This window comes from Limnohabitans sp. (assembly GCF_017848645.1).
Classification (GTDB): Bacteria; Pseudomonadota; Gammaproteobacteria; order Burkholderiales; family Burkholderiaceae_C; genus Limnohabitans_A.
Map to the genome: position 1 here is coordinate 1 of NZ_JAFEIF010000054.1, position 24445 is coordinate 24445.

Annotated in this window: 30 protein-coding genes; 13 read left to right on the forward strand and 17 right to left on the reverse strand. The window is 61.9% G+C overall.

Annotated features, from left to right (window positions below):
- Together QZ190_RS12480 and QZ190_RS12485 are read right to left on the reverse strand one after the other, a co-directional pair.
- Nucleotides 1–373: VanZ family protein (locus tag QZ190_RS12480; protein WP_291916778.1), on the reverse strand; the 373-nt coding region annotated here is incomplete at its 3' end.
- Nucleotides 374–392: 19 nt separating this feature from the next.
- Entirely contained in the window at nt 393–821 is a 429-nt protein-coding gene (locus QZ190_RS12485) for a CopD family protein (RefSeq protein ID WP_291916781.1), read from the reverse strand.
- 322 nt (nt 822–1143) lie between these two features.
- Here QZ190_RS12485 and hemB point away from each other — a divergent pair, with 322 nt between their 5' ends.
- Nucleotides 1144–2148: a porphobilinogen synthase gene (hemB, locus tag QZ190_RS12490; protein ID WP_291916782.1), complete on the forward strand. Its 1005-nt coding sequence runs from the start codon at nt 1144–1146 to the stop codon at nt 2146–2148.
- Between the two features lie 47 nt (nt 2149–2195).
- Nucleotides 2196–3326, forward strand: coding sequence for a magnesium transporter CorA family protein (locus QZ190_RS12495; RefSeq protein WP_291916867.1), 1131 nt, complete (start codon nt 2196–2198; stop codon nt 3324–3326).
- 9 nt (nt 3327–3335) lie between these two features.
- On the opposite strand, the gene QZ190_RS12500 is transcribed toward QZ190_RS12495, so the two are convergent.
- Both QZ190_RS12500 and QZ190_RS12505 read right to left on the reverse strand, forming a co-directional pair.
- Complete coding sequence (locus QZ190_RS12500; protein WP_291916784.1) at nt 3336–4025, reverse strand: dienelactone hydrolase family protein; 690 nt, start codon at nt 4023–4025, stop codon at nt 3336–3338.
- A 27-nt stretch (nt 4026–4052) separates the two neighbouring features.
- Nucleotides 4053–4655: a 2-hydroxychromene-2-carboxylate isomerase gene (locus QZ190_RS12505; RefSeq protein ID WP_291916786.1), complete on the reverse strand. Its 603-nt coding sequence runs from the start codon at nt 4653–4655 to the stop codon at nt 4053–4055.
- 77 nt (nt 4656–4732) lie between these two features.
- Between QZ190_RS12505 and QZ190_RS12510 the strand changes: the two genes are divergently transcribed.
- The 3 genes from QZ190_RS12510 to QZ190_RS12520 are packed head-to-tail and all read left to right on the forward strand — an operon-like array spanning nt 4733 to nt 6616.
- On the forward strand, nt 4733–5479 hold the full coding sequence (locus QZ190_RS12510; protein WP_291916788.1) for an SDR family oxidoreductase: 747 nt from the start codon (nt 4733–4735) through the stop codon (nt 5477–5479).
- Nucleotides 5479–5940 carry a MaoC family dehydratase gene (locus QZ190_RS12515; protein WP_291916789.1) on the forward strand — a complete coding sequence of 154 codons (462 nt, stop codon included), beginning with the start codon at nt 5479–5481 and terminating at the stop codon, nt 5938–5940. Before QZ190_RS12510 ends, QZ190_RS12515 begins: the two co-directional genes overlap by 1 nt.
- A 40-nt stretch (nt 5941–5980) precedes the next feature.
- Nucleotides 5981–6616, forward strand: coding sequence for a MarC family protein (locus QZ190_RS12520; protein ID WP_291916791.1), 636 nt, complete (start codon nt 5981–5983; stop codon nt 6614–6616).
- A 20-nt stretch (nt 6617–6636) separates the two neighbouring features.
- Here the strand turns inward: QZ190_RS12520 and QZ190_RS12525 are convergent, their stop codons facing one another.
- Nucleotides 6637–7575, reverse strand: coding sequence for a LysR family transcriptional regulator (locus QZ190_RS12525; protein ID WP_291916868.1), 939 nt, complete (start codon nt 7573–7575; stop codon nt 6637–6639).
- A 105-nt stretch (nt 7576–7680) separates the two neighbouring features.
- Between QZ190_RS12525 and QZ190_RS12530 the strand changes: the two genes are divergently transcribed.
- The 5 genes from QZ190_RS12530 to QZ190_RS12550 all read left to right on the forward strand — a co-directional run bounded on the left by QZ190_RS12530 (nt 7681) and on the right by QZ190_RS12550 (nt 12094).
- Nucleotides 7681–9192 (forward strand): CoA-acylating methylmalonate-semialdehyde dehydrogenase, encoded by a 1512-nt coding sequence (locus QZ190_RS12530; protein WP_291916793.1) that lies wholly within the window; start codon nt 7681–7683, stop codon nt 9190–9192.
- A gap of 205 nt (nt 9193–9397) precedes the next feature.
- Nucleotides 9398–9886 carry a porin family protein gene (locus QZ190_RS12535; RefSeq protein WP_291916795.1) on the forward strand — a complete coding sequence of 163 codons (489 nt, stop codon included), beginning with the start codon at nt 9398–9400 and terminating at the stop codon, nt 9884–9886.
- 117 nt (nt 9887–10003) lie between these two features.
- A complete protein-coding gene (locus QZ190_RS12540; protein WP_291916796.1) occupies nt 10004–10615 on the forward strand; it encodes a transposase domain-containing protein in 612 nt (203 codons plus the stop codon).
- Nucleotides 10596–10991, forward strand: a complete 396-nt coding sequence (locus QZ190_RS12545) for a hypothetical protein (RefSeq protein WP_291916798.1) — start codon at nt 10596–10598, stop codon at nt 10989–10991. The genes QZ190_RS12540 and QZ190_RS12545 overlap by 20 nt, the downstream gene beginning before the upstream one ends.
- Before the next feature lie 344 nt (nt 10992–11335).
- Nucleotides 11336–12094, forward strand: a complete 759-nt coding sequence (locus QZ190_RS12550; protein ID WP_291916800.1) for a TSUP family transporter — start codon at nt 11336–11338, stop codon at nt 12092–12094.
- 7 nt (nt 12095–12101) lie between these two features.
- Here the strand turns inward: QZ190_RS12550 and QZ190_RS12555 are convergent, their stop codons facing one another.
- Both QZ190_RS12555 and alr read right to left on the reverse strand, forming a co-directional pair.
- Nucleotides 12102–13025, reverse strand: coding sequence for a DMT family transporter (locus tag QZ190_RS12555; protein WP_291916802.1), 924 nt, complete (start codon nt 13023–13025; stop codon nt 12102–12104).
- A gap of 55 nt (nt 13026–13080) precedes the next feature.
- Nucleotides 13081–14178 carry an alanine racemase gene (gene alr / locus QZ190_RS12560; protein WP_291916804.1) on the reverse strand — a complete coding sequence of 366 codons (1098 nt, stop codon included), beginning with the start codon at nt 14176–14178 and terminating at the stop codon, nt 13081–13083.
- 225 nt (nt 14179–14403) lie between these two features.
- Between alr and QZ190_RS12565 the strand changes: the two genes are divergently transcribed.
- From QZ190_RS12565 to QZ190_RS12575, 3 genes are all read left to right on the forward strand, one after another.
- On the forward strand, nt 14404–15039 hold the full coding sequence (locus tag QZ190_RS12565; protein WP_291916806.1) for a DedA family protein: 636 nt from the start codon (nt 14404–14406) through the stop codon (nt 15037–15039).
- 12 nt (nt 15040–15051) lie between these two features.
- Nucleotides 15052–15948 (forward strand): DMT family transporter, encoded by an 897-nt coding sequence (locus tag QZ190_RS12570; protein ID WP_291916807.1) that lies wholly within the window; start codon nt 15052–15054, stop codon nt 15946–15948.
- 70 nt (nt 15949–16018) lie between these two features.
- The gene (locus QZ190_RS12575; RefSeq protein WP_291916809.1) at nt 16019–16501 is read left to right on the forward strand and encodes a glutathione peroxidase; all 483 of its coding nucleotides are present in this window, start codon (nt 16019–16021) and stop codon (nt 16499–16501) included.
- On the opposite strand, the gene QZ190_RS12580 is transcribed toward QZ190_RS12575, so the two are convergent.
- The 10 genes from QZ190_RS12580 to QZ190_RS12625 form a co-directional block, all read right to left on the reverse strand.
- On the reverse strand, nt 16502–16972 hold the full coding sequence (locus QZ190_RS12580; RefSeq protein WP_291916811.1) for an EVE domain-containing protein: 471 nt from the start codon (nt 16970–16972) through the stop codon (nt 16502–16504).
- Entirely contained in the window at nt 16969–17430 is a 462-nt protein-coding gene (locus QZ190_RS12585; protein WP_291916813.1) for a GyrI-like domain-containing protein, read from the reverse strand. Before QZ190_RS12585 ends, QZ190_RS12580 begins: the two co-directional genes overlap by 4 nt.
- A gap of 13 nt (nt 17431–17443) precedes the next feature.
- Complete coding sequence (locus QZ190_RS12590) at nt 17444–18148, reverse strand: YafY family protein (protein ID WP_291916815.1); 705 nt, start codon at nt 18146–18148, stop codon at nt 17444–17446.
- A gap of 39 nt (nt 18149–18187) precedes the next feature.
- A complete protein-coding gene (locus tag QZ190_RS12595; protein WP_291916817.1) occupies nt 18188–18565 on the reverse strand; it encodes a VOC family protein in 378 nt (125 codons plus the stop codon).
- A 171-nt stretch (nt 18566–18736) separates the two neighbouring features.
- Nucleotides 18737–19123, reverse strand: a complete 387-nt coding sequence (locus QZ190_RS12600) for a hypothetical protein (protein WP_291916819.1) — start codon at nt 19121–19123, stop codon at nt 18737–18739.
- A gap of 186 nt (nt 19124–19309) precedes the next feature.
- On the reverse strand, nt 19310–20542 hold the full coding sequence (locus QZ190_RS12605; protein WP_291916821.1) for a type II toxin-antitoxin system HipA family toxin: 1233 nt from the start codon (nt 20540–20542) through the stop codon (nt 19310–19312).
- Nucleotides 20539–20883 (reverse strand): XRE family transcriptional regulator, encoded by a 345-nt coding sequence (locus QZ190_RS12610; protein WP_291916823.1) that lies wholly within the window; start codon nt 20881–20883, stop codon nt 20539–20541. Before QZ190_RS12610 ends, QZ190_RS12605 begins: the two co-directional genes overlap by 4 nt.
- A 59-nt stretch (nt 20884–20942) precedes the next feature.
- Complete coding sequence (glcF, locus tag QZ190_RS12615; RefSeq protein ID WP_291916824.1) at nt 20943–22184, reverse strand: glycolate oxidase subunit GlcF; 1242 nt, start codon at nt 22182–22184, stop codon at nt 20943–20945.
- A gap of 11 nt (nt 22185–22195) precedes the next feature.
- On the reverse strand, nt 22196–23341 hold the full coding sequence (glcE, locus tag QZ190_RS12620; protein ID WP_291916826.1) for a glycolate oxidase subunit GlcE: 1146 nt from the start codon (nt 23339–23341) through the stop codon (nt 22196–22198).
- Between the two features lie 77 nt (nt 23342–23418).
- A complete protein-coding gene (locus QZ190_RS12625) occupies nt 23419–24393 on the reverse strand; it encodes an SMP-30/gluconolactonase/LRE family protein (protein ID WP_291916828.1) in 975 nt (324 codons plus the stop codon).
- Nucleotides 24394–24445 lie beyond the last annotated feature (52 nt).

Sequence of the window (24445 nt, forward strand, 5' to 3'; positions counted from 1 at the left end):
CCCAGGCCCCGCCCACGTTCAGCACCCAATCCAGGTTGGAAGGCACCCGCACCGGCAAGAACATCTGCAGCGACTCCATCGCCAAGGACAAGCCTCCTGCCACCAAAGCTGCGAGGGTGACGGCTGGCCAGTGTCGGCGGCTGCGGTGCACGGCCAGCGCCAGCAAAAAGCCCAAGGGGGCATAGCCCAACACATTGGAAAACACGTCAAACCCGGTCCAGTAACGTGGCCAGGGTGCCGTCAGGAATGACCAGGACACCAGGCCCTGAAACCGCCAGTTTTCAAACGGGTACAGGCTGGCGTAGACGATCAGGACCGCATACAGCCAAAACAAAGGCCAGGCGGTTGTTTTGCGCCAGGTTGGCTTGCGCATAAGCCTTGCTTGTCAGGCCTTAAAAAGGCTTGACCACCACCAACACAACGGCAGCGAACATCATCAACACCGGCGCTTCGTTGAACCAGCGAAACCAGACATGGCTGCGCTGCATCTGGCCGTTCTCGAACTTGCGCAGGAGCACACCACAACTGTGGTGGTAACCCAACAAAGCCAGCACGATCAGCAGTTTGGCGTGCATCCAGCCTTGGCCCGGACCCATGCCTATGCCGTAGTAAAGCCAAAGCCACAGGCCCAGCGCCAAGGCCGGAACGGCCAGGATGGTCATGAAACGGAAGAGTTTGCGCGCCATCAGCAGCAGGCGATCGCGCTCGGCGGTCGAGTCGGCCGGCACCATGGCCAGGTTGACGTAGATGCGAGGCAAATAAAACAGACCAGCAAACCAGCTGGCGATGAAAACGATGTGAAGGGCTTTGATCCAGAGCATGCGTCGAGTGTAGCCAGTGATGCCCGAGCCAAGGGCCTGTGCGCGGAGCAAAAAAAACCCCCGACCAGAGGCCGAGGGCAGGAAGCCTTTTTGCTGTCACACATCAAGGCGCCCGCTCAGGGAGGAAAAGCGGGAGGCAGCAAGCTGCCCGAGGTGGAATTTATCAAATAACAAAACCAATAACAAGCATGTGTTTGTCTTTTATGTTGTTTTTATCATTTGTGGTCGGCGTGCCGTTCTGGTCACCCAAACTGCCGCCTGAGCGACTGCGCGCAACCTGCAACTTTTGGCATCCACGGGGACTTCAGGCACAATTTTCGACATGAACCCTGTCGCCCCCTTCCCCGCCAACCGCCCACGCCGCTTGCGCCGTGACGAATTCACCCGCAACCTGGTGCGCGAGCACCGGGTCACAGCGCATGACTTGATCTACCCGGTCTTTGTGCTGGACGGGCAAAACCAGCGCCAGGCCGTGGGCTCCATGCCCGGTGTCGAGCGCCTGAGTCTGGACCTGCTGCTGCCGGTTGCCGAAGACTGCGTGAAGCTCGGCATCCCGGTCATGGCCCTGTTCCCGGTGATCGACGCCAGCCTGAAGGACCCGACAGGCAGTGAAGCCATGAACCCCAACGGCCTGGTGCCGCGCGTGGTGCGTGAGCTGAAAAAACGCTTTCCCGAGTTGGGCGTGATGACCGATGTGGCGCTCGACCCCTTCACCAGCCACGGCCAGGACGGCCTGCTGGATGAGACCGGCTACATCCTGAACGACGAAACCACCGCCGTGCTGGTGCAGCAAGCCCTGACCCAAGCCGAAGCGGGCGTGGACATGGTGGCACCCAGCGACATGATGGACGGGCGCATCGGCGCGATCCGCCAGGCGCTCGAGGCGCGCGGCCTGATCCACACCCGCATCATGGCCTACAGCGCCAAATACGCCAGCGCCTTCTATGGCCCCTTCCGCGACGCGGTGGGCTCGGCCGGCAACCTGGGCAAGAGCAACAAAAAGGTCTACCAGATGGACCCCGGCAACACCGACGAAGCCCTGCGCGAAGTGGCCATGGACCTGGCCGAAGGCGCCGACATGGTCATGGTCAAACCCGGTATGCCGTACCTGGACATCGTGCGCCGCGTCAAAGACGAGTTCAAGGTGCCCACATTCGCCTACCAGGTCTCGGGCGAATACGCCATGCTCAAGGCCGCTGCGCAAAACGGCTGGCTGGACCACGACCTGGTCATGATGGAAAGCCTGCTGGCCTTCAAGCGGGCGGGTGCCGATGGCGTGCTGACTTACTTTGCCCGCGACGCCGCACGCTGGATCGCCACCCATTGAAAGACGCCCACAGCCCTGCCGAAGTGCCCGGTGTGCGGGTGTTCGGCATCCAGGGCAACCAGGTGCAGGCTTGGCCTTCACAAGGCTCTGAGACCGCGTTGCCCCAGGCTTTGCCCGAGCAAGGCTTTCTCTGGCTGGCTTTTTCCCGCTCGCATTTTGAGCAGCACTTGCCCGCCATCCAGACCAGCCTGCAGCAGCTGACAGGCCAAAGCCTGGTGGACCTGCATGTCTCGGACTTGCTCAACGGCCAACTGCCTTCGCGCTACGACTTCACCTCGCACTACGACCTGCTGGTGTTTCGCCGATTGGCGCAGCACACGGGCACCGCACCCCGTCACAGCGAAACAAAGACCCCACACGCCCCGGGCAAACGGCCCGGCCCCCCCATCTTGCAGCGCATCGACACCAGCCCGGTGGGTTTTGCGGTGTTTGAGCGGGTGCTGCTGAGCGTGCACCCCGACGACTGCGCCGTGCGCGAAGCCTATGCCAGCCGCCTGTTGAACGCGACAGGCGACAAGGCCTTAGCCAACGACCCCCGCTCGGCCGGGGCACGCGGCATCCCACTGAGCCCTGCCGACATGATGCTGCGCATCGTGAGCCAGATGGTGGACGCCTACCTGGACCTGCGCCGCGAACTGAGCCGCCAACTCGACCACTGGCAGGCCGAGCTGCTGCATCCCCGCGCACGTTTTCGCCGTTGGGACGCCTTGCTGCAAGCCCGCCTGGCCCTGCACCAGCTTGAAGACCTGTGCGACGATCAGCACACGGCCATGCTCAACTGGAACGAAACCCTGGACGACTGGGTGGTGAGCGAAGACCCGGCCGCGCTGCGCGAACACGAGCTGCTGCGGGTGCGCTGCCGCGATGTGCTGGAGCACATTGACCGTGTCGTCCACCATGTACGGCGCCTGGAGCACAACACCGAAACGGCGGTGCAAATGCACTTCAACGCCCAAGGCAACCGCACCAACGACATCATGCGCACCCTGACGGCGCTGACCGCCATCTTTTTGCCGCTGAACCTGATCGCGGCCGTGTTCGGCATGAACTTCGAATTCATGCCCTGGCTGCACACCGCCAGCGCGTTTTGGTGGACGCTGGGCGGCATGGGGACCATTGCCACGACCATGGGCCTGGTGTTCTGGCGCAAGCGCTACTTGGCACGGACTGGCGATTGAGCGGCCAGATCAGCCCAAGTGCTGCTTGAAAAACGCCAGCGTGCGCTCTCGCGCCAGCTGGGCCGAGGGCGCATGCCATGAACCGCGCTGGTCGCAGTTGAAGCCGTGGTGCGCGGCATAGGTAAACACCTGAACTGAAGGATGGGCCTTTTTGAAAGTCTCGACCGTGTCCAAAGGAATCCACTTGTCCTCGTCGGCAAAGTGCGCCATGACAGGCACGCGAGGCTGACGAGCGGTTTCGGCTTCGGTAGTGACACCGCCACCGTAATAAGGCACCGCCGCGCTCAGGCCGGACAAGGTGCAGGCCGCACGCCAGGTCAGCAAGCCGCCCCAGCAATAACCCACGATGCCCACCTTGCCGCCTGAGGCCTGGGCCGCACGGTCAATCGCGGCTTGAATGTCCTGCATCACGCCGGGCGCAGGCAATGCCTCCGCCGCGGTTTTGTAGCCAAAGCCTTCGCCCATGTCGGCATCGGTGTAACCCAGCGCCACCCCAGGTTTGACGCGGTGAAACGCGGCCGGGGCCACGGCCAGGTAACCCTCGGCGGCACAGCCGTCGGCCACAGCGCGGATGTGGCTGTTGACGCCAAAAATCTCCTGAATCACCACCACCGCCCCTTTGGGTGTGCCAGCAGGACGTGCTTCGTAGGCAGGCACTTGCGTGCCATCGGCCGATTTCAGTTCAATCATCGATCCCATGTGTTTTCCTTTCAGGTGCAGACAGGTTCAACGCGCCAAAGCACGTTCGACAAAATCGAGACGGTCCTGGCCCCAAAAAATCTCGCCATCGACCACATAACTGGGCGCACCAAACACGCCCGTATCGATGGCCGCCTGGGTGTAGCTTTCGTAGCGCTCTTGCACTGCCTGGCTGCGCGAGGCCTCCATCCACTGGGCTGGCAGCCCCTGCTCGCTCAGCAGCTCGGCCAACACCTTGTCATCGGCCATGTTGCGCTCTTGGGCCCAGCAAGCCGCCAAAATCGCGCCCGCGATTTTCATGGCCGCCTGTGGGCCTTGGGCCAGATCCGCGGCAATGATCAGACGGGCCGAGTCGTCACCCCCGACGGGGAAATACTTGGGCTTGAGGTTCAAGGGCACATTCAGGTGCCGGCTGAAACGCTGCAACTCCACCAAGCGGTAAGCCTGACGTTGCGGCGCTCGCTGCCCCAAGGGCAAGCCGCCCGAAATCGGAAACACCTTGCCGCCCAGGTCGATGGGCATCACGCGCACCGTGGCCCCGGTGCGCTGCACCATGTCGGCCAGGCGCTGGTGGCCCAAATAAGCCCAGGGGCTTTGCGGTGCGAGGTAATAGTCCACTGTGCGACCCATGCTGTCTCCTTGTGTGTTGTGTAATCTTAGAAGCTGCGGTTGTAACCGCAAGCGACCATTTTTGCAGGAGACACGCGATGAACAAGGTCTTGTTGGTGACGGGTGGCAGCCGGGGCATCGGGGCGGCCACCGCCCTGTTGGCGGCCCAAAACGGCTGGTCGGTGGCGGTGAACTACACCGCCAACTCGCTGGCCGCCGACGAAGTAGTGCGCCAGATCCGGGCCATGGGAGGGCAAGCCATGTCGGTGCAGGCCGACGTGGCCGAAGAAGACCAAGTGCTGCGCATGTTCGAGCACATCGACGCCAAGTTCGGCCGGCTGACCGGTCTGGTCAACAACGCAGGTGTGGTCGACGTCAAAGCCCGCGTCGACGAAATGAGCGTGGCCCGGTGGAAGCGCATGCTCGACATCAACGTGATCGGCAGCCTGATTTGCGCCCGAGAAGCCGTGCGGCGCATGAGCACGCAACACGGCGGCGAAGGCGGCAGCATCGTCAACGTGTCCAGCGCGGCATCCCGTTTGGGCGCGCCTGGGCAATATGTGGACTACGCCGCCGCCAAGGGTGCGATTGACGCCTTCACCATCGGTCTGGCCAAAGAAGTCGCTGCGGAAGGCATCCGTGTGAACGCCGTGCGCCCAGGCCTGATCGAGACCGAAATCCACGCCTCGGGCGGCTTGCCCAACCGGGTCAAAGAGCTGCAGCACCTGGTGCCCGCCCAGCGCGGCGGCACGGCCGACGAAGTGGCCCAGGGCATCGTCTGGCTGCTGTCGGACAGCGCCAGCTACACCACCATGAGTTTTCTGGACATTTCGGGAGGCCGTTGATGGCCGAAATCAAATACTTTTGGGAAGACATGGCCGTGGGCCAAGTGCGCGATTTGGGCAGCATCACCCCCACCCGCGAAGAGATCATCGCTTTTGCCACCCAGTTTGACCCCCAGCCGTTCCACTTGGACGATGAAGCGGCCAAAGCCTCGGTCTTTGGCGCCCTGTCCGCCAGTGGCTGGCACACCTGCGCCATGGCCATGCGGCTGATGGTGACGAACTTCCTGAACAACACCTCCAGCCTGGGCTCGCCGGGTCTGGAAGGTATCAAATGGCTCAAGCCCGTGTTTCCGGGCGACGTCCTGCACCTGCAAAGCACGGTACTCGAGACCAAACCCATGAGCAAACGCCCCGATGTGGGCATGACACGCAACCTGTGGGAAATGTCCAAGCAAAACGGTGACAAGGTGCTGCAAATGGAAGGCTGGGGCATGTTCAGACGGCGCACGCCTGCGGCCTGAAAACAGCCCTGAAAGTGACCTGAAGGGGCACAATGCGGTGATGGACTTCAAACCACTCATCACCCTGCTGGCCATCGTCAACCCCTTGGCCATCGTCCCGTTTTTCATCCACTACACCCAGGGCTTCAGCCGAGCCCAGCGCCAACGCACCATCTGGGTGTCCTCGTTCAGCGCCTTCGTGGTCATTGCGGCCAGTGCCTTGCTCGGTCTGCAAATCCTGGAGTTCTTTGGCATCTCGCTGGCCAGCTTCCAGGTGGGCGGCGGCCTGCTGCTGCTGACCGCCGCCTTGTCGATGCTCAACGCCCAACCGGCCGAAGCCCGCGCCAATGCCGACGAGGTGCATGACGCCGAAGCCAAAGCCGCCATGGGGGCCAGCATCGCTGTGGTGCCACTGACCATCCCCCTGCTGACCGGCCCGGCCACCATGTCCACCGTGGTGATTTACGCCGAAAAAGCCAAGAACTTCGCCCAACTGGGCACCCTGGTCGGCTACGGCGTGGTCATTGCGATGGCCACCGCACTGTGCTTTTCATTGGCCACACCGATTGCCCGCATTCTGGGCAAAACCGGCATCAACGTCATGACGCGGTTGATGGGTTTGATTTTGGCCGCGCTGGCGGTTGAGGTGATGGCGGACGGGCTGCACAAGCTGTTTCCGGTGCTGGCCGGTCGCTAAACGGCCCCTTTACTGCGGGTTCAGACGCCAAACCCAGCCGCCAAACCTGACCTCAAATGCGCAACCAACGCCGCCACCGCCCGAGGAACATGCGGCGCGTAGGGGCGGATGGCGTAAATGGTTTCGGCAAAGGCCCCCACGGGTTTCCAGCCGGGCAGCACGCGCACCAACTGGCCCTTGCGCAATTCGGCTTGGGCGCTGAAGTCGGGCAAGAGGGCGATGCCTGCACCGGTCATGGCCGCTTCGCGCAAGGCTTCACTGTTGTTGGCGGCGAAGTTGCCGTTCACGGGCACCGTGACGCGTTCGCCCGCCTCTAAAGACTCTCGCCGCTCAAAGGTCCATGCAGGCGTGTCTTGCGAACGTGGGTAATGCAGGCAGTTGTGGGTTTGCAGCTCGGTGGGGGTTTGCGGTTCTCCGTGTTGGCGGATGTAGGCGCGAGTGGCCACCAGCACCGAAACGGTGGCGCACAGCGCCCAGGCCACATGGGTGTCGGGCGGGCGAGCGGTATGGCGGATGGCCAGGTCGTAGCCTTCGGTGGCCAAGGCGCTCAGGCGGTCGGACAGGTCCAGCTCGATGCGCACATCCGGAAAGTCTTGCAAAAAAGCGGCGAACAGCGGCACCAGTTGCTGGCGAGCCAGCGCCACCGGGGCCGTGACGCGGAGCAAACCGCTGGGCTGTTCGGCCAAGTCGCGCACCTGAGCAAAGCTTTGCTCAATCTGCTCAAAAGAAGCGCGGGTCTCATCCACCAAGCGCTGCCCCGCCTCGGTCAGCCGCAGGCTGCGGGTGGTGCGCTGCACCAAGGTCACCTTGGCGGCCCGTTCCAGCTCGGCAATACGCTGGCTCATCGCCGCTTTGCTCACGCCCAGACGGGCGGCGGCGGCCGTGTAACTGCCTTGCTGCGCCAGCACGCTCAGCCAGTGCAGGTGGGTCCAGAGGGTGTTGATTTTTTGCTCTTCCATGCAGGTATTGTTCATTATTTTGAACAATCAATTCAGATTTGGGGCATTGCCGGGGGAATCGAGGGTGCCTAAACTGCGTGCAAATCCACACACTCGGAGTTCATCATGAGCATTTCTCAAATTGGCCATTACATCAACGGCCAAACCGCCGCAGGCGCGTCAGACCGCAGCCAACCCGTCACCAATCCCGCCACCGGCGCCGTAACCGGCAACGTGGCCTTGGCCAACAGAGCCGAAGTGGACAAGGCCGTGGCCGCCGCGCAAGCCGCTTTCCCCGCTTGGTCCGACACCCCGCCCCTGCGCCGCGCCCGCGTGATGTTCAAGTTCCTCGAACTGCTGAACACCCACAAAGACGAGTTGGCCCACCTGATCACCGCCGAGCACGGCAAGGTGTTCACCGACGCACAAGGCGAAGTCAGCCGCGGCATCGACATCGTCGAATTCGCCACCGGCATTCCGCAGCTGCTCAAGGGCGACTTCACCGACCAAGTCTCCACCGGCATCGACAACTGGACCCTGCGCCAGCCGCTGGGCGTGGTGGCGGGCATCACGCCCTTCAACTTCCCTGTCATGGTGCCCATGTGGATGTTCCCCGTCGCCATCGCGGCAGGCAACACCTTCATCTTGAAGCCCAGCCCAACCGACCCAACGCCTTCGCTGTTCATCGCCGACTTGCTGAAAAAAGCCGGTCTGCCCGATGGCGTGTTCAACGTGGTGCAAGGCGACAAGGAAGCCGTGGACGCGCTGCTGGAGCACCCGGACGTGAAAGCCATCAGCTTCGTCGGCTCCACGCCGATCGCCAACTACATCTACGAGACCGGCGCGCACCACGGCAAGCGCGTGCAAGCCTTGGGCGGCGCGAAGAACCACTTGGTGGTCATGCCCGATGCCGACATCGATCAGACCGTGGACGCACTGATCGGCGCAGGCTACGGCTCGGCCGGCGAGCGCTGCATGGCCATTTCGGTGGCGGTCTTGGTCGGTGATGTGGCCGACAAAATCATCCCCAAACTCATCGAGCGCACCAAGACCTTGAAGGTGCTCAACGGCGAAAATCTGGCCGCCGAGATGGGCCCCATTGTCACCGACGCAGCGCGTCAACGCATCAAGGGCTACATCGACGCAGGCGTGGCCGAAGGCGCCAAGCTCTTGATCGACGGCCGCGAGTTTGACGGCTCCAAAGCCGGTGCCGGTTGCGACAACGGTTTCTGGCTCGGCGGCACGCTGTTCGACAACGTGACCACCGACATGAAGATCTACAAGGAAGAGATCTTTGGCCCGGTCTTGAGCTGCGTGCGCGTGCCCGACTTCGCTACCGCCGTGCAGATCATCAACGACCACGAGTTCGGCAACGGCGTGAGCTGCTTCACCCGCGACGGCAACGTGGCCCGCGAGTTCTCGCGCCGCATCCAGGTGGGCATGGTCGGCATCAACGTGCCGATCCCCGTTCCCATGGCCTGGCACGGCTTTGGCGGCTGGAAGCGCTCGTTGTTTGGCGACATGCACGCTTACGGCGAAGAGGGCGTGCGCTTCTACACCAAGCAAAAGTCCATCATGCAGCGCTGGCCTGAGAGCATCGGCAAGGGCGCTGAGTTCGTGATGCCCACAGCCAAGTGATGGGGCTTGGCTCCGAGCTTTGTTTGAAGTCCAGATTTTCGTGTTTCGACGGGATGCCCCTCACCGACTGTCAGTCCACGCGGGGCATCCGACAGCTCTGATTGTTTGCATGTTGTTACAAACAAAATCAGCATTGAAGATCATTTTGAATACTTTTGATGGCTACAATTTTGTCGGTTTAACCACCTGTCAACAATTTAAATCCATGAAAAATTTCATTCTTGCATCATCCTTGGCACTTTTGGCTATTTCTGCTCAGGCAGAAAAGGCTGGCTACTACATGGGTACCGAAGTGTTCAACAGCCGCTACGATGGCGACACCTCCACCACTGGCGGCGGTATTTTTGCGGGTTACCGCTTGGGCAACGGCCTGGCTTTTGAAGCCAACGGCAACCGCATTGGCACTTTTAGCTCTGGCCCATTCAAAGCCAGCGTGAGCCAGATGAGCGTGTCCGCTTTGTACTCTCTGCCTGTGTCCAACACGGTCAGCGTCTATGGTCGTTTGGGCTACGGCGGCATGCGCGTCTCTGACGCCAACAACATGCGCGATCGCGGTATCAAACTCGACAACGGCGTGGTTTACGGTGGCGGTCTCAGCTACCAAGCTACCAAGCAAGTGGCTGTCCGTGCCGAATTTCGCAAGCCAGAAGCCGACATCCGCAGCTTTGGCGTGGGTTTGAGCTACAGCTTCTGATTCAGAGTGGGTTTCGACCTGCTTGCAAAAGCCACCGTCAGGTTAATGCCAGTCAGTTAAGCGCTGACTGGTTTTAATTTAAAAAGGGAACCCTGTTCAAACACGGTTCCCTTTTTCATGAGCTGGCTGCAAAACGATCTTTCCCAAACACTTCAACGCACCCCCCAGCGGCTGGATCAACTCAGCAGCCTTATCGACCCTCAGTGGATTACCCAAGTCCTGAGCGCCACAGGCAAAGCCTCCATACGACGACGCAAGCTGCCTGCCGAACACGTTATTTGGCTGGTCAACGGATTGGCTCTTTTTCGCAATCAGCCCATCTGGGACGTGGCCAGGCAGCTGCAATTGACGTTGCACAATCAACCCTTAAGCGTGCCCAGCGCTGCCGTTGCCGGGCGTCAACGTTTGGGCGAAGAGCCTTTGGCACATTTGTTTCGCCTGCTTTGTCAGGGGTGGACAGCCTGCGAGTGCGTCTGTCAGCGCGTGCTGGGCCTGCGCCTTCTGGCCGTTGATGGCGTTGTCTGGGCGACACCCGATACCCCAGACAACCGCTTGGCCTTGGGCAGCAGCAGCAATCAACATGGCTCGGGTGGCTGGCCTCAAATTCGAGCAGTCTGCCTGATGGATACGTACAGTCATGAAGCGCCGGTTCATCACATCGCTGACGGATGCGAGTCGCTATCCGGCCAAAGAACTGGCCAAGCTGTACATGCAGCGCTGGGAGATTGAGTTGGGATTTCGGGAGATCAAGCACTCATTGCAAAGTTCGCAATGGACGCTGCGCAGCAAACAGCCGCAGCTGGTGCGACAGGAGCTGTGGGGCTTGCTGATTGCATATACGTTGTTGCGCAGATTGATGCGCCAGATGGCTGCACACGTGAAGGTGGAGCCATTGCGTATGGGCTTTCAAGTTGCGAGTATGGCCATCATTGATCTGTTGCGTTTTGCGCCACTGGAGTCGGCTGGGACGTTGCCCAAACGGTTGCAGCTGTTGTTTGACCAGGCACATTTATTTGTTTTACCGCCAAGGCGTAAACGTTCATACCCTCGGGTTGTCAAAACAAAGACAGCCAAATACCCAGCAAAAATGCCAGTCAGCTCTTAACTGACTGGCATTAACCGTCAGGTGGCTTTTTCTTGCCAAAAGCGGCTGCAGGTTCATTTTTTGACCTGTGGCGGGGCCATGGGCATCAGGGATTTCCCCCAAATGGGGAAATCCCTGAGAAAAATCGAGAGCTTGTTCCCTTACATTTCAATCACTCGATGCAAAGCAGTACTTGCATCCCGAGGGCCGAGGAGACAACTCGATACCCTGAGAATTCGAACATGAACCAACATCCGAACGAGGTGTGATTTTCCCAAGCGTCGCGCAAGCGGCGCTTTTTTTTGTCTGCTGCTGAAGCCTTTGAGAGACAGCCACTGCTACAAGCGGATGCCACAATCGCCTGCATGGAATTACTGATTGTTTCGCTGGCCTCGCTGCTGGCAGGGCTGATGGACTCGATCGTTGGCGGTGGCGGCTTGATCCTGATTCCGGCGCTGTTTGCCACCTTCCCCGGCGCGGCCCCCGCCACCTTGCTTGGCACCAACAAAAGCGCTGCAATCTGGGGCACAGCCTTTGCCAGCATTCAATACAGCCGTAAAGTGGTCATGCCCTGGCGCTCCTTGCTGCCTGCGGCCGGGGCGGGTCTGGTGGGCTCACCCATTGGCGCTTGGGTGGTCACGCAGGTCGACCCCGGTTTGTTGCGAAAAATGCTGCCCATCCTGATGCTGTCACTGCTGGTCTATACCTTGGCCAAAAAAGACATGGGCCGCCACCATGCGCCCCGTTTTGCAGGCAAGCAAGAGGCCTGGGTTGCCGCGGGCATCGGCTTGACGATCGGTTTTTACGACGGCTTTTTTGGCCCAGGCACCGGCAGTTTTCTGGTCTTTGCCTATGTATGGCTGTTGGGCTATGACTTTTTGAACGCTTCGGCTTCGGCCAAACTCATCAATGTCGCCACCAACTTTTCTGCGCTGATATTGTTTGCCATTCAAGGCCACGTCTGGTGGCATCTGGCCCTGGTCATGGCGGTCTCCAACATCGTGGGCAGTCTGATCGGCACCCGGCTGGCCCTGAAACACGGGGCTGGCTTTGTGCGCCAAGTGTTCATCTTCGTCGTGATGGCATTGATTTGCAAAACCGCCTACGACACCTGGCTGCGCTGAATGCGCTTCAGCGCATCCGCCACTTGATCTGCCCGGCGTACTGCGCCAGCGCCACACCCAACAAAGTCACGCCGGCCCCGGCGATCTTGATCCAGGTGTAGTGCTCACCCGACAGCGCCCAGGCAAACAGGCCCGCCATGGGCGGCATCAAATACATCAAAGGGGCTGTGCGGGCCACGCCGCGCACGTTGTTGATCCAGCCCCAGGCCAGCCAGCCGATGAAGGCCGACACCAGCACCGACCAGAACAGGCCCACCCAATCCCAAACCTCAAGTGCGGCCCAGTTCGCGTCCATGCCTGCAGGCAGCGACAGCAGCATGACCGGCAAACCGCCCAGCAAAGTGGCGTAACCCATGGTCAGCACCGGGCCGTGCTCTTGCATCACGGGTTTCACCGCCACGGTGTACCAGGAGAAAAGCCCCGCAGACACCAGCAAGACCAGATCGCCCCCGCCCGCGCGCCAGTTGCCACCCAGTAACTTGTCGGACAAAAAGATCAAGACTCCGCCAAAAGCCAGCGCCACGCCCAACAGCTGCGCCCCTGTCAGCCGCTCCAGGCCCTGGATGCGCAAAATCAACAAGGTGAAGATCGGCCCGCACGCCAAAATGACCGCGCTGGAGAACGCGGTGGACCAATGCACGCCGTACGACACGAGGCCCACATGCAAAGAGTGGCCAATGAAGCCCAACCAAGCCATGTGCAATACGTCCTGGCGCGGCAGCGGCGGCAGCCAGCGCCCAAAACGCCAGCGCATCAACAGCAGCGCGCACACGGGCATGATGAGGTAACGCGCCCACAAAAAACCACCGGGTGTGATCAGATCAAACAGGTACTTTTGCAGCGTAAAGTTGCCCCCCCAGATGACGATCAGGACCAGCGCCACCCACAAGGCGAGTTGGTCATGGGCGTGAGGTGGTGCGCGATGGGGCATGAACCCTATTGTGCGGCCACAGGCCTGAGGCCCATGTCACGCCCGCAGCAAGCTTTCAGTCTTGCACCAGCACAGGCACGCGCTGCGCCAGCGCACACATCAGCTCGTAACCCACCGTGCCCGCCGCTTGCGCCACCTCGTCGATACTGAGCACAGCGCCCTGGGCCGACTGCCCCCACAGCGTGACGGTGCTGCCCACGCCCGCATCGGGGAAGGGACTCAGGTCCACCGTGAGCATGTCCATGCTCACGCGGCCCACGGTGCGGCCCCTTGCGCCATCCACCAGCACGGGCGTGCCCGTGGGGCAGATGCGCGGGTAACCATCGGCATAGCCGCAGGCCACCACGCCGATGCGCATGGGGCCATCGGCCACAAAGCTGGAGCCATAACCCACGCTGTCGCCCGCCTGCAAATCCTGCACGGCGATGATGCGGGCGTTCAGGCTCATGGCAGGCAACAAACCCCAGTGCGCGGCGCTGTGCTCGGGAAAGTCCGGTGAGCTGCCATAAACCGCGATGCCAGGGCGAATCCAGTCGGCTTTGACGGCGGCGTCTTGCGCGTGGCGCAAGGTGGCGGCGCTGTTGCTGACACTGCGCTCGCCCGGCAAGTCGCGGGTGGCTTCTTCAAAGCGGGCCATCTGCTCGGCGATGCCTTTGGGACCATCGGCGTCGCTGAAGTGGGTCATGAGCGAAATCTCATCCACCTGCGGCAAGGCGTTCAGCCGCGTCCAGGCCGAACGAAAGCGCTGCGGCGCAAAGCCCAGCCGGTTCATGCCCGAGTTCATCTTGAGGAAAACCCGGTGCGGCTCGTGCGTCTTGTGCAGTGCCAGCATGTCGATCTGCTCGTCGCAATGCACCGTGTGCCACAGGTGCAGGCGCGAGCACAACTCCAGGTCCCGCGCCTCAAAAGCGCCTTCGAGCAGCAAGATCGGGCCACGCCAGCCCAGGGCGCGCACCCGCTCGGCCTCACCCAGGTCCAAAAGGGCAAAGCCGTCAGCACCGCGCAGGCCTTCAAACACCCGCTCGATGCCATGGCCATAGGCATTGGCCTTGACCACTGCCCAGGCCTGGGCATCGGGCGCGGCTTGCCGGGCTCGCGCCAGGTTGTGGCGCAAGGCGGCAGTGTGAATGGTGGCTTGGATGGGGCGGGGCATGGTGTCAGGGCTTGCACAAAAGAGGTTTGCAAGTGTGCCAGCAAAGTGCTGTCGCGAACCAGGCTTATCCGCGCCGCTCACATGGCGGTTCGACCGCCATGCCTTGGGAATACCGGTCTGACCCGTCTCTGGAAGGGGTTTGTAAATGATTTACACTGATCCGCTGCCTTTTAACCCCGCGCATTCCGTCTGAGCTTTTCAGGCGCTGGCTGAACCTTGTAATCCATGGAAGTTTTTCAGTTTTTGATGCCCATCTTCACCGAATACGGCTATTTGGCTGTGTTTGTGATGCTGTTGATTTGCGGCTTTGGCGTTCCTGTGCCTGAAGACGTGACCTTGGTCACTGGCGGCGTGATCGCAGGTCTGGGGCATGCCGATGTGCACACCATGTTTGCGGTGGGCATGGCGGGCGTCATGGTCGGGGATGGCCTGATGTTCACCTTGGGTCGGCTTTACGGCGAGCGCATTTCCAAATTGCCCGGCTTTCGCAAAATCCTCACGCCCGAGCGCTTTGCCAGCGCCCAAGACGCCTTCCAGAAATACGGCAAATGGGTCATGTTCGTGGCCCGCTTTTTGCCCGGCCTGCGCACCCCGGTGTTCTTCTCGGCCGGCATGAGCCGCCGCGTGAGCTTTTCCACCTGGTTTTTCATGGACGGCTTTGCCGCCTTGATCAGCGTGCCGATCTGGGTGTACCTGGGCTACTTTGGCGCGCAAAACTGGGACTGGATGTTTGGCGTGCTGCACCAGTTCCAGTACGGCATCTTTGCACTGCTGGGCATCGGCGGTGGCTGGCTGGGCTGGCGCTGGTGGCGCAAGCGCCAAGCCACGCGGGCTGCCAAAGCCTCTGGCGACGCCTCTTAAGCTGCCCCAAGCATGGGCCACACCTCCCCCAAAAGCCTGGCGGTTGCCGGGCTCCTGTTCAACGCCTTTGTTTGGGGCGTGTGCTGGTGGCCCTTCAAACAACTCGAGTCCCAAGGCCTGCACCCGCTGTGGGCCACGGCGCTGGTCTACGCCTTTGTCTTCGTTTCCATCGCCTTGTGGCTGTGGCGCAGCGGGCAGCTGCAAAGCTGGCGCGGTCACTCCGGGTTGTGGCTCTTGCTGCTGGCCTCGGGCCTGACCAATGTGGGCTTCAACTGGGCCGTCACGGTGGGCGACGTGGTGCGCGTGGTGCTGCTGTTTTATTTGATGCCGGCCTGGTCCGTGCTGGTGGCCTGGTGGCTGCTGGGTGAAAAACCCACCCCCATGGCCTTGCTGCGCTTGCTTTTGGCTCTGGCCGGTTTGTTCATCGTGCTCAAAACCCCCGAAACGCCCTGGCCCGTGCCCGAGAGCCTGGCCGATGGCCTGGCCCTGATGGGGGGCCTGACGTTTGCCATCACCAACGCCTTGCTGCTCAAGCTCAAAGACACCCCCAGCTCGTCGCGCACCCTGGCCATGTTTGGTGGCGGCGCGGTCATGGCCACGCTGGCGGCCTTTGTGGGTTTGGCCTCGGGCGTCGTGGCCATCGGCGCGGCACCCACCTGGAGCTGGTTGCCCCTGGTCGCCCTGCTGAGCATCTCCTTTTTGTTGGGCAACCTGGCGCTGCAATACGGCGCCGCCCGTCTGGCCGCCCACACCACAGCGCTGGTCATGCTGTCCGAAGTGCTGTTTGCCAGCGTGTCGTCGGTGCTTCTGGGGGCCTCCAGCTGGGACAGCCGCACCTTGATCGGTGGTTCTTTGATCTTGCTGGCGGCGTTGCTGTCCATCGTAGGGCCGGCCCACAAGGCCAAATGACGCAACTTGCACAGCCATGGGCTGTCGCTGGCATGATGTCCTTTTGCCCACTTCTACCGGAAAGCACCCCATGAGCCTGTACGACCTCGAAGCCCAAAGCATCGACCAGCAAACCGTGCCCCTGTCGCGCTACAAGGGCCAGGTGATGCTGATCGTCAACACCGCCAGCGCCTGCGGCTTCACGCCCCAGTTCACCGGGCTGGAAAAGCTGCACAAAACCTACGCCGACCAAGGCCTGGCCGTGCTGGGCTTTCCCTGCAACCAGTTCGCCAGCCAGGACCCGGGCGACGACGCACAGATTGCCAACTTCTGCCAAAAGAACTACGGCGTGAGCTTTCAGATGATGAGCAAGGTCAAAGTGAACGGCGACGAGGCACACCCGCTGTACCAATGGCTCACCGCCGAAGCGCCCGGCATTTTGGGCAGCAAGGCCATCAAATGGAACTTCACCAAGTTTTTGGTGGGGCGCGACGGGCGCGTGATCAAGCGCTATGCGCCGCAGGACTCACCCGAGAAGATGGCCAAGGACATTGAGGCGGCGCTGGCGGCTTGATCAAAACAGCGCTGGCTGAACCGGCGAAACCTGTTGGGACGCTTGGCCACACCCCATCGCCGCTGCGATTTTTCGGAAATCAGCCTCGCTGATCTTGAGCTGGCCAAATCGAAACACTGCCCCCCAATGGGTTTGATCGGTGATGAATTCCAAATGTGCAATCAAAGGCTTGATGGGAACCGGCTGTGTAAGCTGGTAATCCACATCGATGCGCCAAGGCACAAAGCCCGGCACGCCATCGGGCGTCATGTCATATTCATACACCTCACCCGATCGGATGAACCCCAAGGCCGTGAACGCTTGCAAAGGCGCACCGTCGGGATATGACTCACGCGGCGAGTAATAAATCAGGCCATCACCCGCCTTCATGCGCTTGAGCGGCGCCTGCTTGCCGTGGTTCATCTGCGCAAAGCCACCAGCCACCCCTCGCAACACATGCGAGCGGCTGACCACACCGATCCAGTAGTTCATGATGGCCGCACACCGATGAAAATTTCTGTCAGCCCATCAGGTGCATAACACTCAAAGTCTGTGCTGTAGGTCCGTTGGTGCGGGCACAAAGGGTCGGCAAAGTAGCGCCAAACACGTGTCCAAGCATCCACCACTGCTTGGGGCATGGCCCCCGGCGCGTCAAACACCAAATACGGCCCGGGGGCGATGTCAATTCGGGTGAGAGCGAGTGAATCACCTGCGGCGGGGGGCAAGGCATCGGAGCCCGCCAGCACATCAAAGGCCCCCTGGGCATCCGACTCATAGCCCTGATAAACGCCATACACCCGTGCGCCCTTCGCCAGATTTGGCGCGATCTGCGCGGCAAAGTCGGACCACAGTTGGCCTATTCGCGCCGTATCGGCCTGCATCTCTTCGGCGTTTCGGGTGCGCACCGACAGGCCCCACACAGCCCGCGTTTCGATCTCTGCGATTTTCATGAAAACGTCCTCTTCATCGACCCTCGGCCAACGCCTGCGGGTCCACGCCTTGTTGGCGCAAATAGTCGATCAGGCGTTGCCCCTCGACCAAGTGAAAGGTCTGCGGCAAGACTGTGATGGACTGTATGCGGTCGAGTCGGAAACTGCGAAAGTCCTGACGCATTTCGCACCAAGCCACCAGTGTCCAGACCGCGCCCCAGAAAAAACTGCCCAAGGGCCACACCGTGCGCTCGCTGGTGCGGGCTTGTGCATCGTTGTAAACCAGGGCCAACTTGTGCAGCCCCTGTGTGGCTTCGCGCCACAGCTGCAAGTGCGGTTGTTGCTCAGCGGTCAAGCCCCAAGGCGGCGAATACACCGGCGTGTGCTGCGCCGCATGGCGCTGGCCTGCGGGCAAGACACTGAGCACCCGCGACAAAGCCGATTCGCTCGCACGCGCCAGCGCCGGGTCCAGCCACTGCTGCGCCACCCGCGTCATCACTACCAAGGCCTGCGCCTCTTGCGGGGTGAAGATCAGCGGCGGCAAGTCAAAGCCCTCACCCAGGCGATAACCCACCCCCGCTTCACCCTCGATGGGCACGCCCTGGTATTGCAGATCGGCCACATCGCGGTAGACCGTTCGCTCAGACACCTCCAAGCGCTGCGCCAGCCACTTGGCCGTGGTCAGGCGGCGGCCCCGGATGAGTTGAACAATCTGGAAAAGGCGGTCAGCGCGGCGCATGGGATGAACAGTTGGGGTGGACAGATCAAACGCAAATTGTCAGGCGTACGCGTGCAAGCCGACCCGGTTGCCATCCACATCGAGCATGTGCGCCATGAAGCCCAGCCCCTCGGGCAAAGCCACCCGGCCCATGGCCACCTGTCCGCCTGCGGCCACCACGCGCTGCAAGGCGGTATCCAGCGATGCGCCCGCGTGCAGATACACCAGCGTGCCGCAAGCGCCCACCTGCAAAGCCGGGTGCCCCGACATCAAAGCGCCCTTGACCGCCTCACCTTCACCCGCAAACACCGCCATCTGCATGCCCGGCCCCGCGTAGCTTTGGCGCTGCAAAGTCGTTTGCAACACGGCCTCATAAAACGCCTGGGCACGCGGCATGTCGCTCACCGGAATCTCAAACCAGTCGATCACTTTTTGCATTTTTGTCTTTCTCCCTGAAGGTGCACAGACCATCTGTGCACTGGGAGAACTGTGCCTGAGGGGTACTGACAACGGGGTGTCAGTAGCGTGCAGACGTGCTCGTCAAGCGTTCAAAAGCCCAACAACCAAGCCACCCATTGGCCAAAATGGATGACGCGCGTCCTCCTTGGCTCAAGCCCACCAAGTCAGCACCGCCAACCACACCAACACAGCCGCGCCACCCCACACCAACACCCGCGTGCGCAAGCGCAGCATTTCCACGGCGCTGACCAAGCGCGCATTTTGTTCGGCCAACTCGGCCAGGGTTTCGGTGAGTTCGCGCTGGGTTTGGGCTTGGCGGTCGATCTGGCCTTGCGCGGCGATCAAGGCGTTTTTGAGCTCTCCCAAGCTGGGCACCGCACTGACGGGCGTGGTTGTGGCGGGGGTGCCAGCTTGACCGGGCGGCTGAGGCGGTTGGCGGTCCATCAGCTTGCGTGCGGCTTTGAGCACCGAAGGCGCGTGTTCGATCACATCGCCCCAGGGAATCACTTTGAGCGCCATCAACCAAGGTATCGCCATCGTCTTGTCCTTTGTGTGCGCTAATCAAGCGCGGTCTGCCGTCCAGCGCTGAATCCTACCCGGGTGGGCATTTTGGCGTGCTCGGGCGCGGGCCTTGCCGGATGGGCGAAAGGACTTTCGGGATTGGGACTCAGCTTGGCGAACCAGGTTTCGGGAGTCTCAGGCCGTTCATTCGAACGACAGGCGTTAGGATTTCAATGTTGCACGTTGCTCACGCAAATGAGCCCCATCCAGATACTGCGCCAACAGGTCAACGTCCGCATCGCGAGCATTCAGACCTTCGAACACCGCTTTCCACTGCGCCACCTGACTGGCGATTTCAGCCACAGTCACACGAGCTTGAGTGTCCGTCAGGCCAAACGCACGCGCCTCCGACAAGGCGTTGACCATACTGGCCTCATGACCCTGCGCACCCACACGCATTTGCTGATAGCCCAGTCCTTGCGCTGCGGGCAGCACATCAAAAGCGGGTGACAACGCATAAAAACCATCAGCGCCTCGAACCAGGGCGTGGTTTTTTTCATGGTCGTCGGTGTTGTCGATCAGGATGTTGAAGACCATGCGCCTGAACAACTCTTGCTGCTGCGCTCGCACTTGGTCAGGCCGCCCCAAGCGGCGAATTAGTTGCGCCAGTTCGGGGTAGCCGAGGACCTCACCTGCGGCCCGCAATGCAACGCAGGCGGACTGGACATGCAGGCGCTGTGAGCCCGCGCGGTCAAAGCGCCGGACAGCCACGGCGTGGCCTTGCGGCAATGGCAGCGCCAAGGTGTCTGCCGTTTGGATGCCGCAACGGCGCGCCAGCTGCATGCTGGCGTGTTCGATCAGTGGCGCGTCCAGCTCACCGCCTTCCGAAAACTTGACCACCCAGGACACGCCATCGATTTGCATCAATGACTTGGGTCGTGCGCCACCCATCGACACGCCAGGCTGCAGCAAGCGACGCTGCTGTTCGCTGACGGCATCACCCGCCATGACGCGCTGCACCGCCTGATGCATGTCGGTCAGTCCGTCAAACGTGGGCATGGCCGCTGTTGTGGCGGGGGCATAAGTTTGCGCTTGCAATGAGACACCCAAAGCCCCAAAGCGGTCATCGCCAGCAAAGTACAAATACTCCAGCAAAGACAAACGCGCAGGACGCTCGATCAATCGGATGACACGCTCGCCCCATTGATCGGGTCGTGCATCGTCCACCGCACCCGCTGCGGTATCGCGTTCGGCGGGCAACATCAGCCCCGTGCGCAAGGGCAGGTCTTCGCTCAAGGCAAAGCCCTGGGGCGATGACAGCCATGTGGGGTCGTAAGTTAGGGCCACCTTGCGGCGCTGGTCTTGCAGGCTCAGGGTACCGATACGCTGAGGCGCATGCGGATCACCCAACCACCACAGGCTCATGCTGTCTTGGGGTTGATAAGCTTGGCTCACAGCGCCTGCTCCGGTTTGCGCGACAAGCGTTTGCTGCGCTGGCGCACGGCTTCAATGTCTTGCTCCAAGGCATTCAAGTCTTGCGCAGGTGCGGCCACTTCAGGCAACGCAGCATGTCGGCCCATGAGCCAGAGGGCCGTGGCGTACACACCCATACCCACCGACGGATCACCCTTCTCCATGCGGATGAGCGTGGGCACCGAGACCGACAGGCGGCTGGCCCAGGTTCGCTGGCTTTCTTTGCGGCGCTGGCGGGCCAAGGCCAAGTTTTCGCCCAAGTCTTTCAGGGCGCGGGCTACCGCAGCAGGCAGAATTTCTGTGGCGTGAGCGGGTTTCGACATGAAACAAAATTTACCATGAATTTAAATCATGTCAATTTTGTTTTACCTCAATGGGATCGTCACCCGACCAGCAACGCCTCATCCAGCAACTCCACCCAATGCCGCACGGGCAGGCCGCTGCCGCTTTGCAGGTGGGTGATGCAGCCGATGTTGGCGCTGATCACGCCCTGGGGCTCAAGCGCGTTCAGGTGGCCCAGCTTGCGGTCGCGCAGTTGCTTGGACAAGTCGGGGTTGAGCACGCTGTAGGTGCCCGCCGAGCCGCAGCACAAGTGCGACTCGTTGGCCGTGACCTTGATTTTGAAGCCCAAATCGCCCAAATGCTTTTCCACGCCGCCTTTGAGTTGCTGGCCGTGTTGGAGCGTGCAAGGCGGGTGGTAGGCCTGCAGGCCTGCGGCTTGCAGAGCTTGGGGCTTGATCTTGGCCTGGAGCAGCGGCACCAGCTCGGGCAGCAATTCGCTCAGGTCGCGGGTCAGAGCGCCGATGCGGGCGGCTTTGTCGGCGTACACCGGGTCGTCTTTGAGCACATGGCCGTAGTCCTTGACCATCACGCCGCAGCCCGAGGCGTTCATCACGATGGCTTCGACCTCGCCCGATTCAACCAGCGGCCACCAGGCGTCGATGTTGGCACGCATGTGGTCCTTGCCGCCGCCCTGGTCGTTCAGGTGAAACTTGAGCGCGCCGCAGCAACCGGCCTTGGGGGCGGTCACGGTCTGGATGCCCGCAGCATCCAGCACGCGGGCGGTGGCGGTGTTGATGTTGGGGCTCATGCTCGGCTGCACACAACCGGCCAGCATCAGCACCTTGCGGGCATGCGTGCGGGTGGGCCAAGCCCCAGCGTTTTGGGGTGCGGGCACTTTGGCCTTGAGGCTTTCAGGCAGCAGGCCGCGCACCATCTGGCCCATCTTCATGGCGGGCGCAAACAGGGGTGAAGGCAGACCTTCTTTGAGCGCCCAGCGCACCAGCTTTTCACTGGTGGGGCGTTCGACTTTGGCGTCCACCAGTTTGCGGCCGATGTCCACCAGGTGGCCGTATTGCACGCCGCTCGGGCAAGTGCTTTCGCAGTTGCGGCAGGTCAGGCACCGGTCCAGGTGCATCTGGGTTTTGCGGGTAGGCGTTTCGCCTTCGAGCACCGCCTTCATCAAATAGATGCGGCCACGCGGGCCGTCCAGCTCATCGCCCAGCAGCTGGTAAGTGGGGCAAGTGGCGGTGCAAAAACCGCAGTGCACGCACTTGCGCAAGATGGCTTCGGCCGCCAGGCCATCGGGGGTGTTTTGGTATTCGGGGGCGAGATTGGTTTGCATGACGATTCGCCTCAGAGGAGGTGCAGTCGACCGGTGGCAAAAACGCCTTTCGGGTCAAACTGCTTTTGCAATTGCTGCTGGATGCGTTGCTGCACCGGCTCCAAAGGCGTGTTCACGCCTACGGCTTTGTCCGTTGCGGCATGGGCGGCGCTGGCTCGGAACAGCGTGGCATGACCGCCGACCTTCTGGGCCAACGCACGCAAAGTCACCGCAGCCGATGCGGGTGCCCACAGCCAGCGCTGCGCACCTTGCCACTCCACATAGGTGGGGTAAGGCAGGTCCAAAACCGGTGCGGTTTGCGGCACCGACAGACGCCACAGGCAGGCATCGGGGCTGGGTGTATCAAAAAAAGTGAGCGCCTGCTCTGTGCTGGCACGCCAGTCTTGCTCAGCTTCGGCATTGTCCATGGTCTGAACTTGCGCGCCCAAGGCAGCGGCATCGGCGCTCATTTTGACGGTGGCCGACTGCACTGCCGCCACCGCGCCGCGCAGGCGCACAAACAAATAATCGGCCACGGGCTGGGCCGTGGTGTCGCGCACCCAGGCGCTGGCATTCAGGGGCAGGGGCTGGCCACCCCAGCGGTGCAGCAAATCCAGCGCCGGGCCTTGGGCCAGACCCGCGATCATCAGCGTGGCCTCGGCCGGGGCCACCGGCAAGACCTTGAGGCTGACCTCGGTGATCAAGCCCAGTGTGCCCCAGCTGCCGGCCATGAGGCGGCTCACGTCGTAACCGGCCACGTTTTTCATGACCTGGCCGCCAAAGGTCAGGTGCTCACCCAGACCGTTGATGAAGCGCGCACCCAAAACATAGTCACGCACAGCGCCAGCGGTGGCGCGGGCCGGGCCGCTCAATCCAGCGGCCACCATGCCGCCTACTGTCGCGCCGGGGCCAAAATGCGGCGGCTCAAAAGCCAAGCACTGGCCTTTCTCGGCCAATGCAGCTTCCAGCTCGGCCAAGGGCGTGCCACAGCGGGCCGTGACCACCAGCTCGCTGGGCTCGTAACTCACGATGCCCCGGTAGGCCCGGGTGTCCAGCACCTCGCCCGTGAGGCTTTGGCCCCAAAAATCTTTGCTGCCACCGCCGCGCACACGCAAAGTGCGGCCTTGGGCAGCGGCGGCGCGCACGGCGTCGATGAGGGAATTGAGTTCAGCATCCATGGGCCAAGATGGTAACGCCCGGCCTTGAGGGACCGTGTGAATTTTTTGAACGGAAGTCTTGCTGGAAATTGAGCAGCTCAGGCCCGATAAGCACTCACCGGCAAACCCGGCACCTCCACCCGCGTCGCCAACACACACCCTGCCTCCGGGTATTGCGCCAGCTCTTGCGGGCTGCGGCCTTGTCGCGATGTGGTGATGAACAGGGTTTTCAGGTCCGGCCCGCCAAAGCAGGGCATGGTGGGGCAAGGTACAGGCGTGGGCACTTCGGCCAGCACCTCACCGGTGGGCGACAGGCGCAGCAGGCGCTGGCCTTCGTACTGGGCAGACCAGTAGCAGCCTTCGCTGTCCACCGCCGCGCCGTCGGGGCGACCGCCATAGGGGATGTCACTTCCCCAGCTCCAGCCAACGGGTTTGGAGGCCATTTGGTGGAACACGCGAGTGGCTGAAAGTTGGCCCGTCGCCGGCTCAAAGTCAAAGGCGCGCACCTGGTGCGCGGCCGTGTCGGCCCAGTAGGCCGTGCGGCCGTCGGGTGACCAGGCCAGGCCGTTGGCCGTCACCACACCGTCCTTCGCGCCACCCAACATGGCGTGCAGACCTTGACCGTCCAGCATGTACAGCGCGCCCAGCGCCTGGTCTTTGGGCTCGTACAAGCTGCCGGCCCAAAATCGGCCTTGCGCGTCGCACTTGCCGTCATTGAAGCGTTGCTGGCTCGTGTCATACGGCGCGGCCGCCAGCTGCTGCAAGGGGCCACCCCACTGGCGTGCCAGATAAATGCCATCGCGCAGGGCCATGACCAGGCCGCCACCTTGCACGGGGGCGATACAGCCCGGCTCTTGGGTCAAGGGCCAATAGTCGACCGGCCCTTGCGCCTGCAAACCCTGCACCGCCACGCGCGCGATGCGTCGGCCGGGGATGTCCACCCAATATAGGCGCTCGTCCTGCGGGTGCCAGAAAGGCGATTCGCCCAAGCCATCGGGCTCGGTGGTGATGGCGGTCCAGGGGGGCGTCAACAAGGCAGGTGCATGCATGAAATCCATTGTGCCCGAGGCCATGGGGTCCAGCGGCGCCTCGGCCGGCACGTACCCCGATCAAAACTCATGCCCA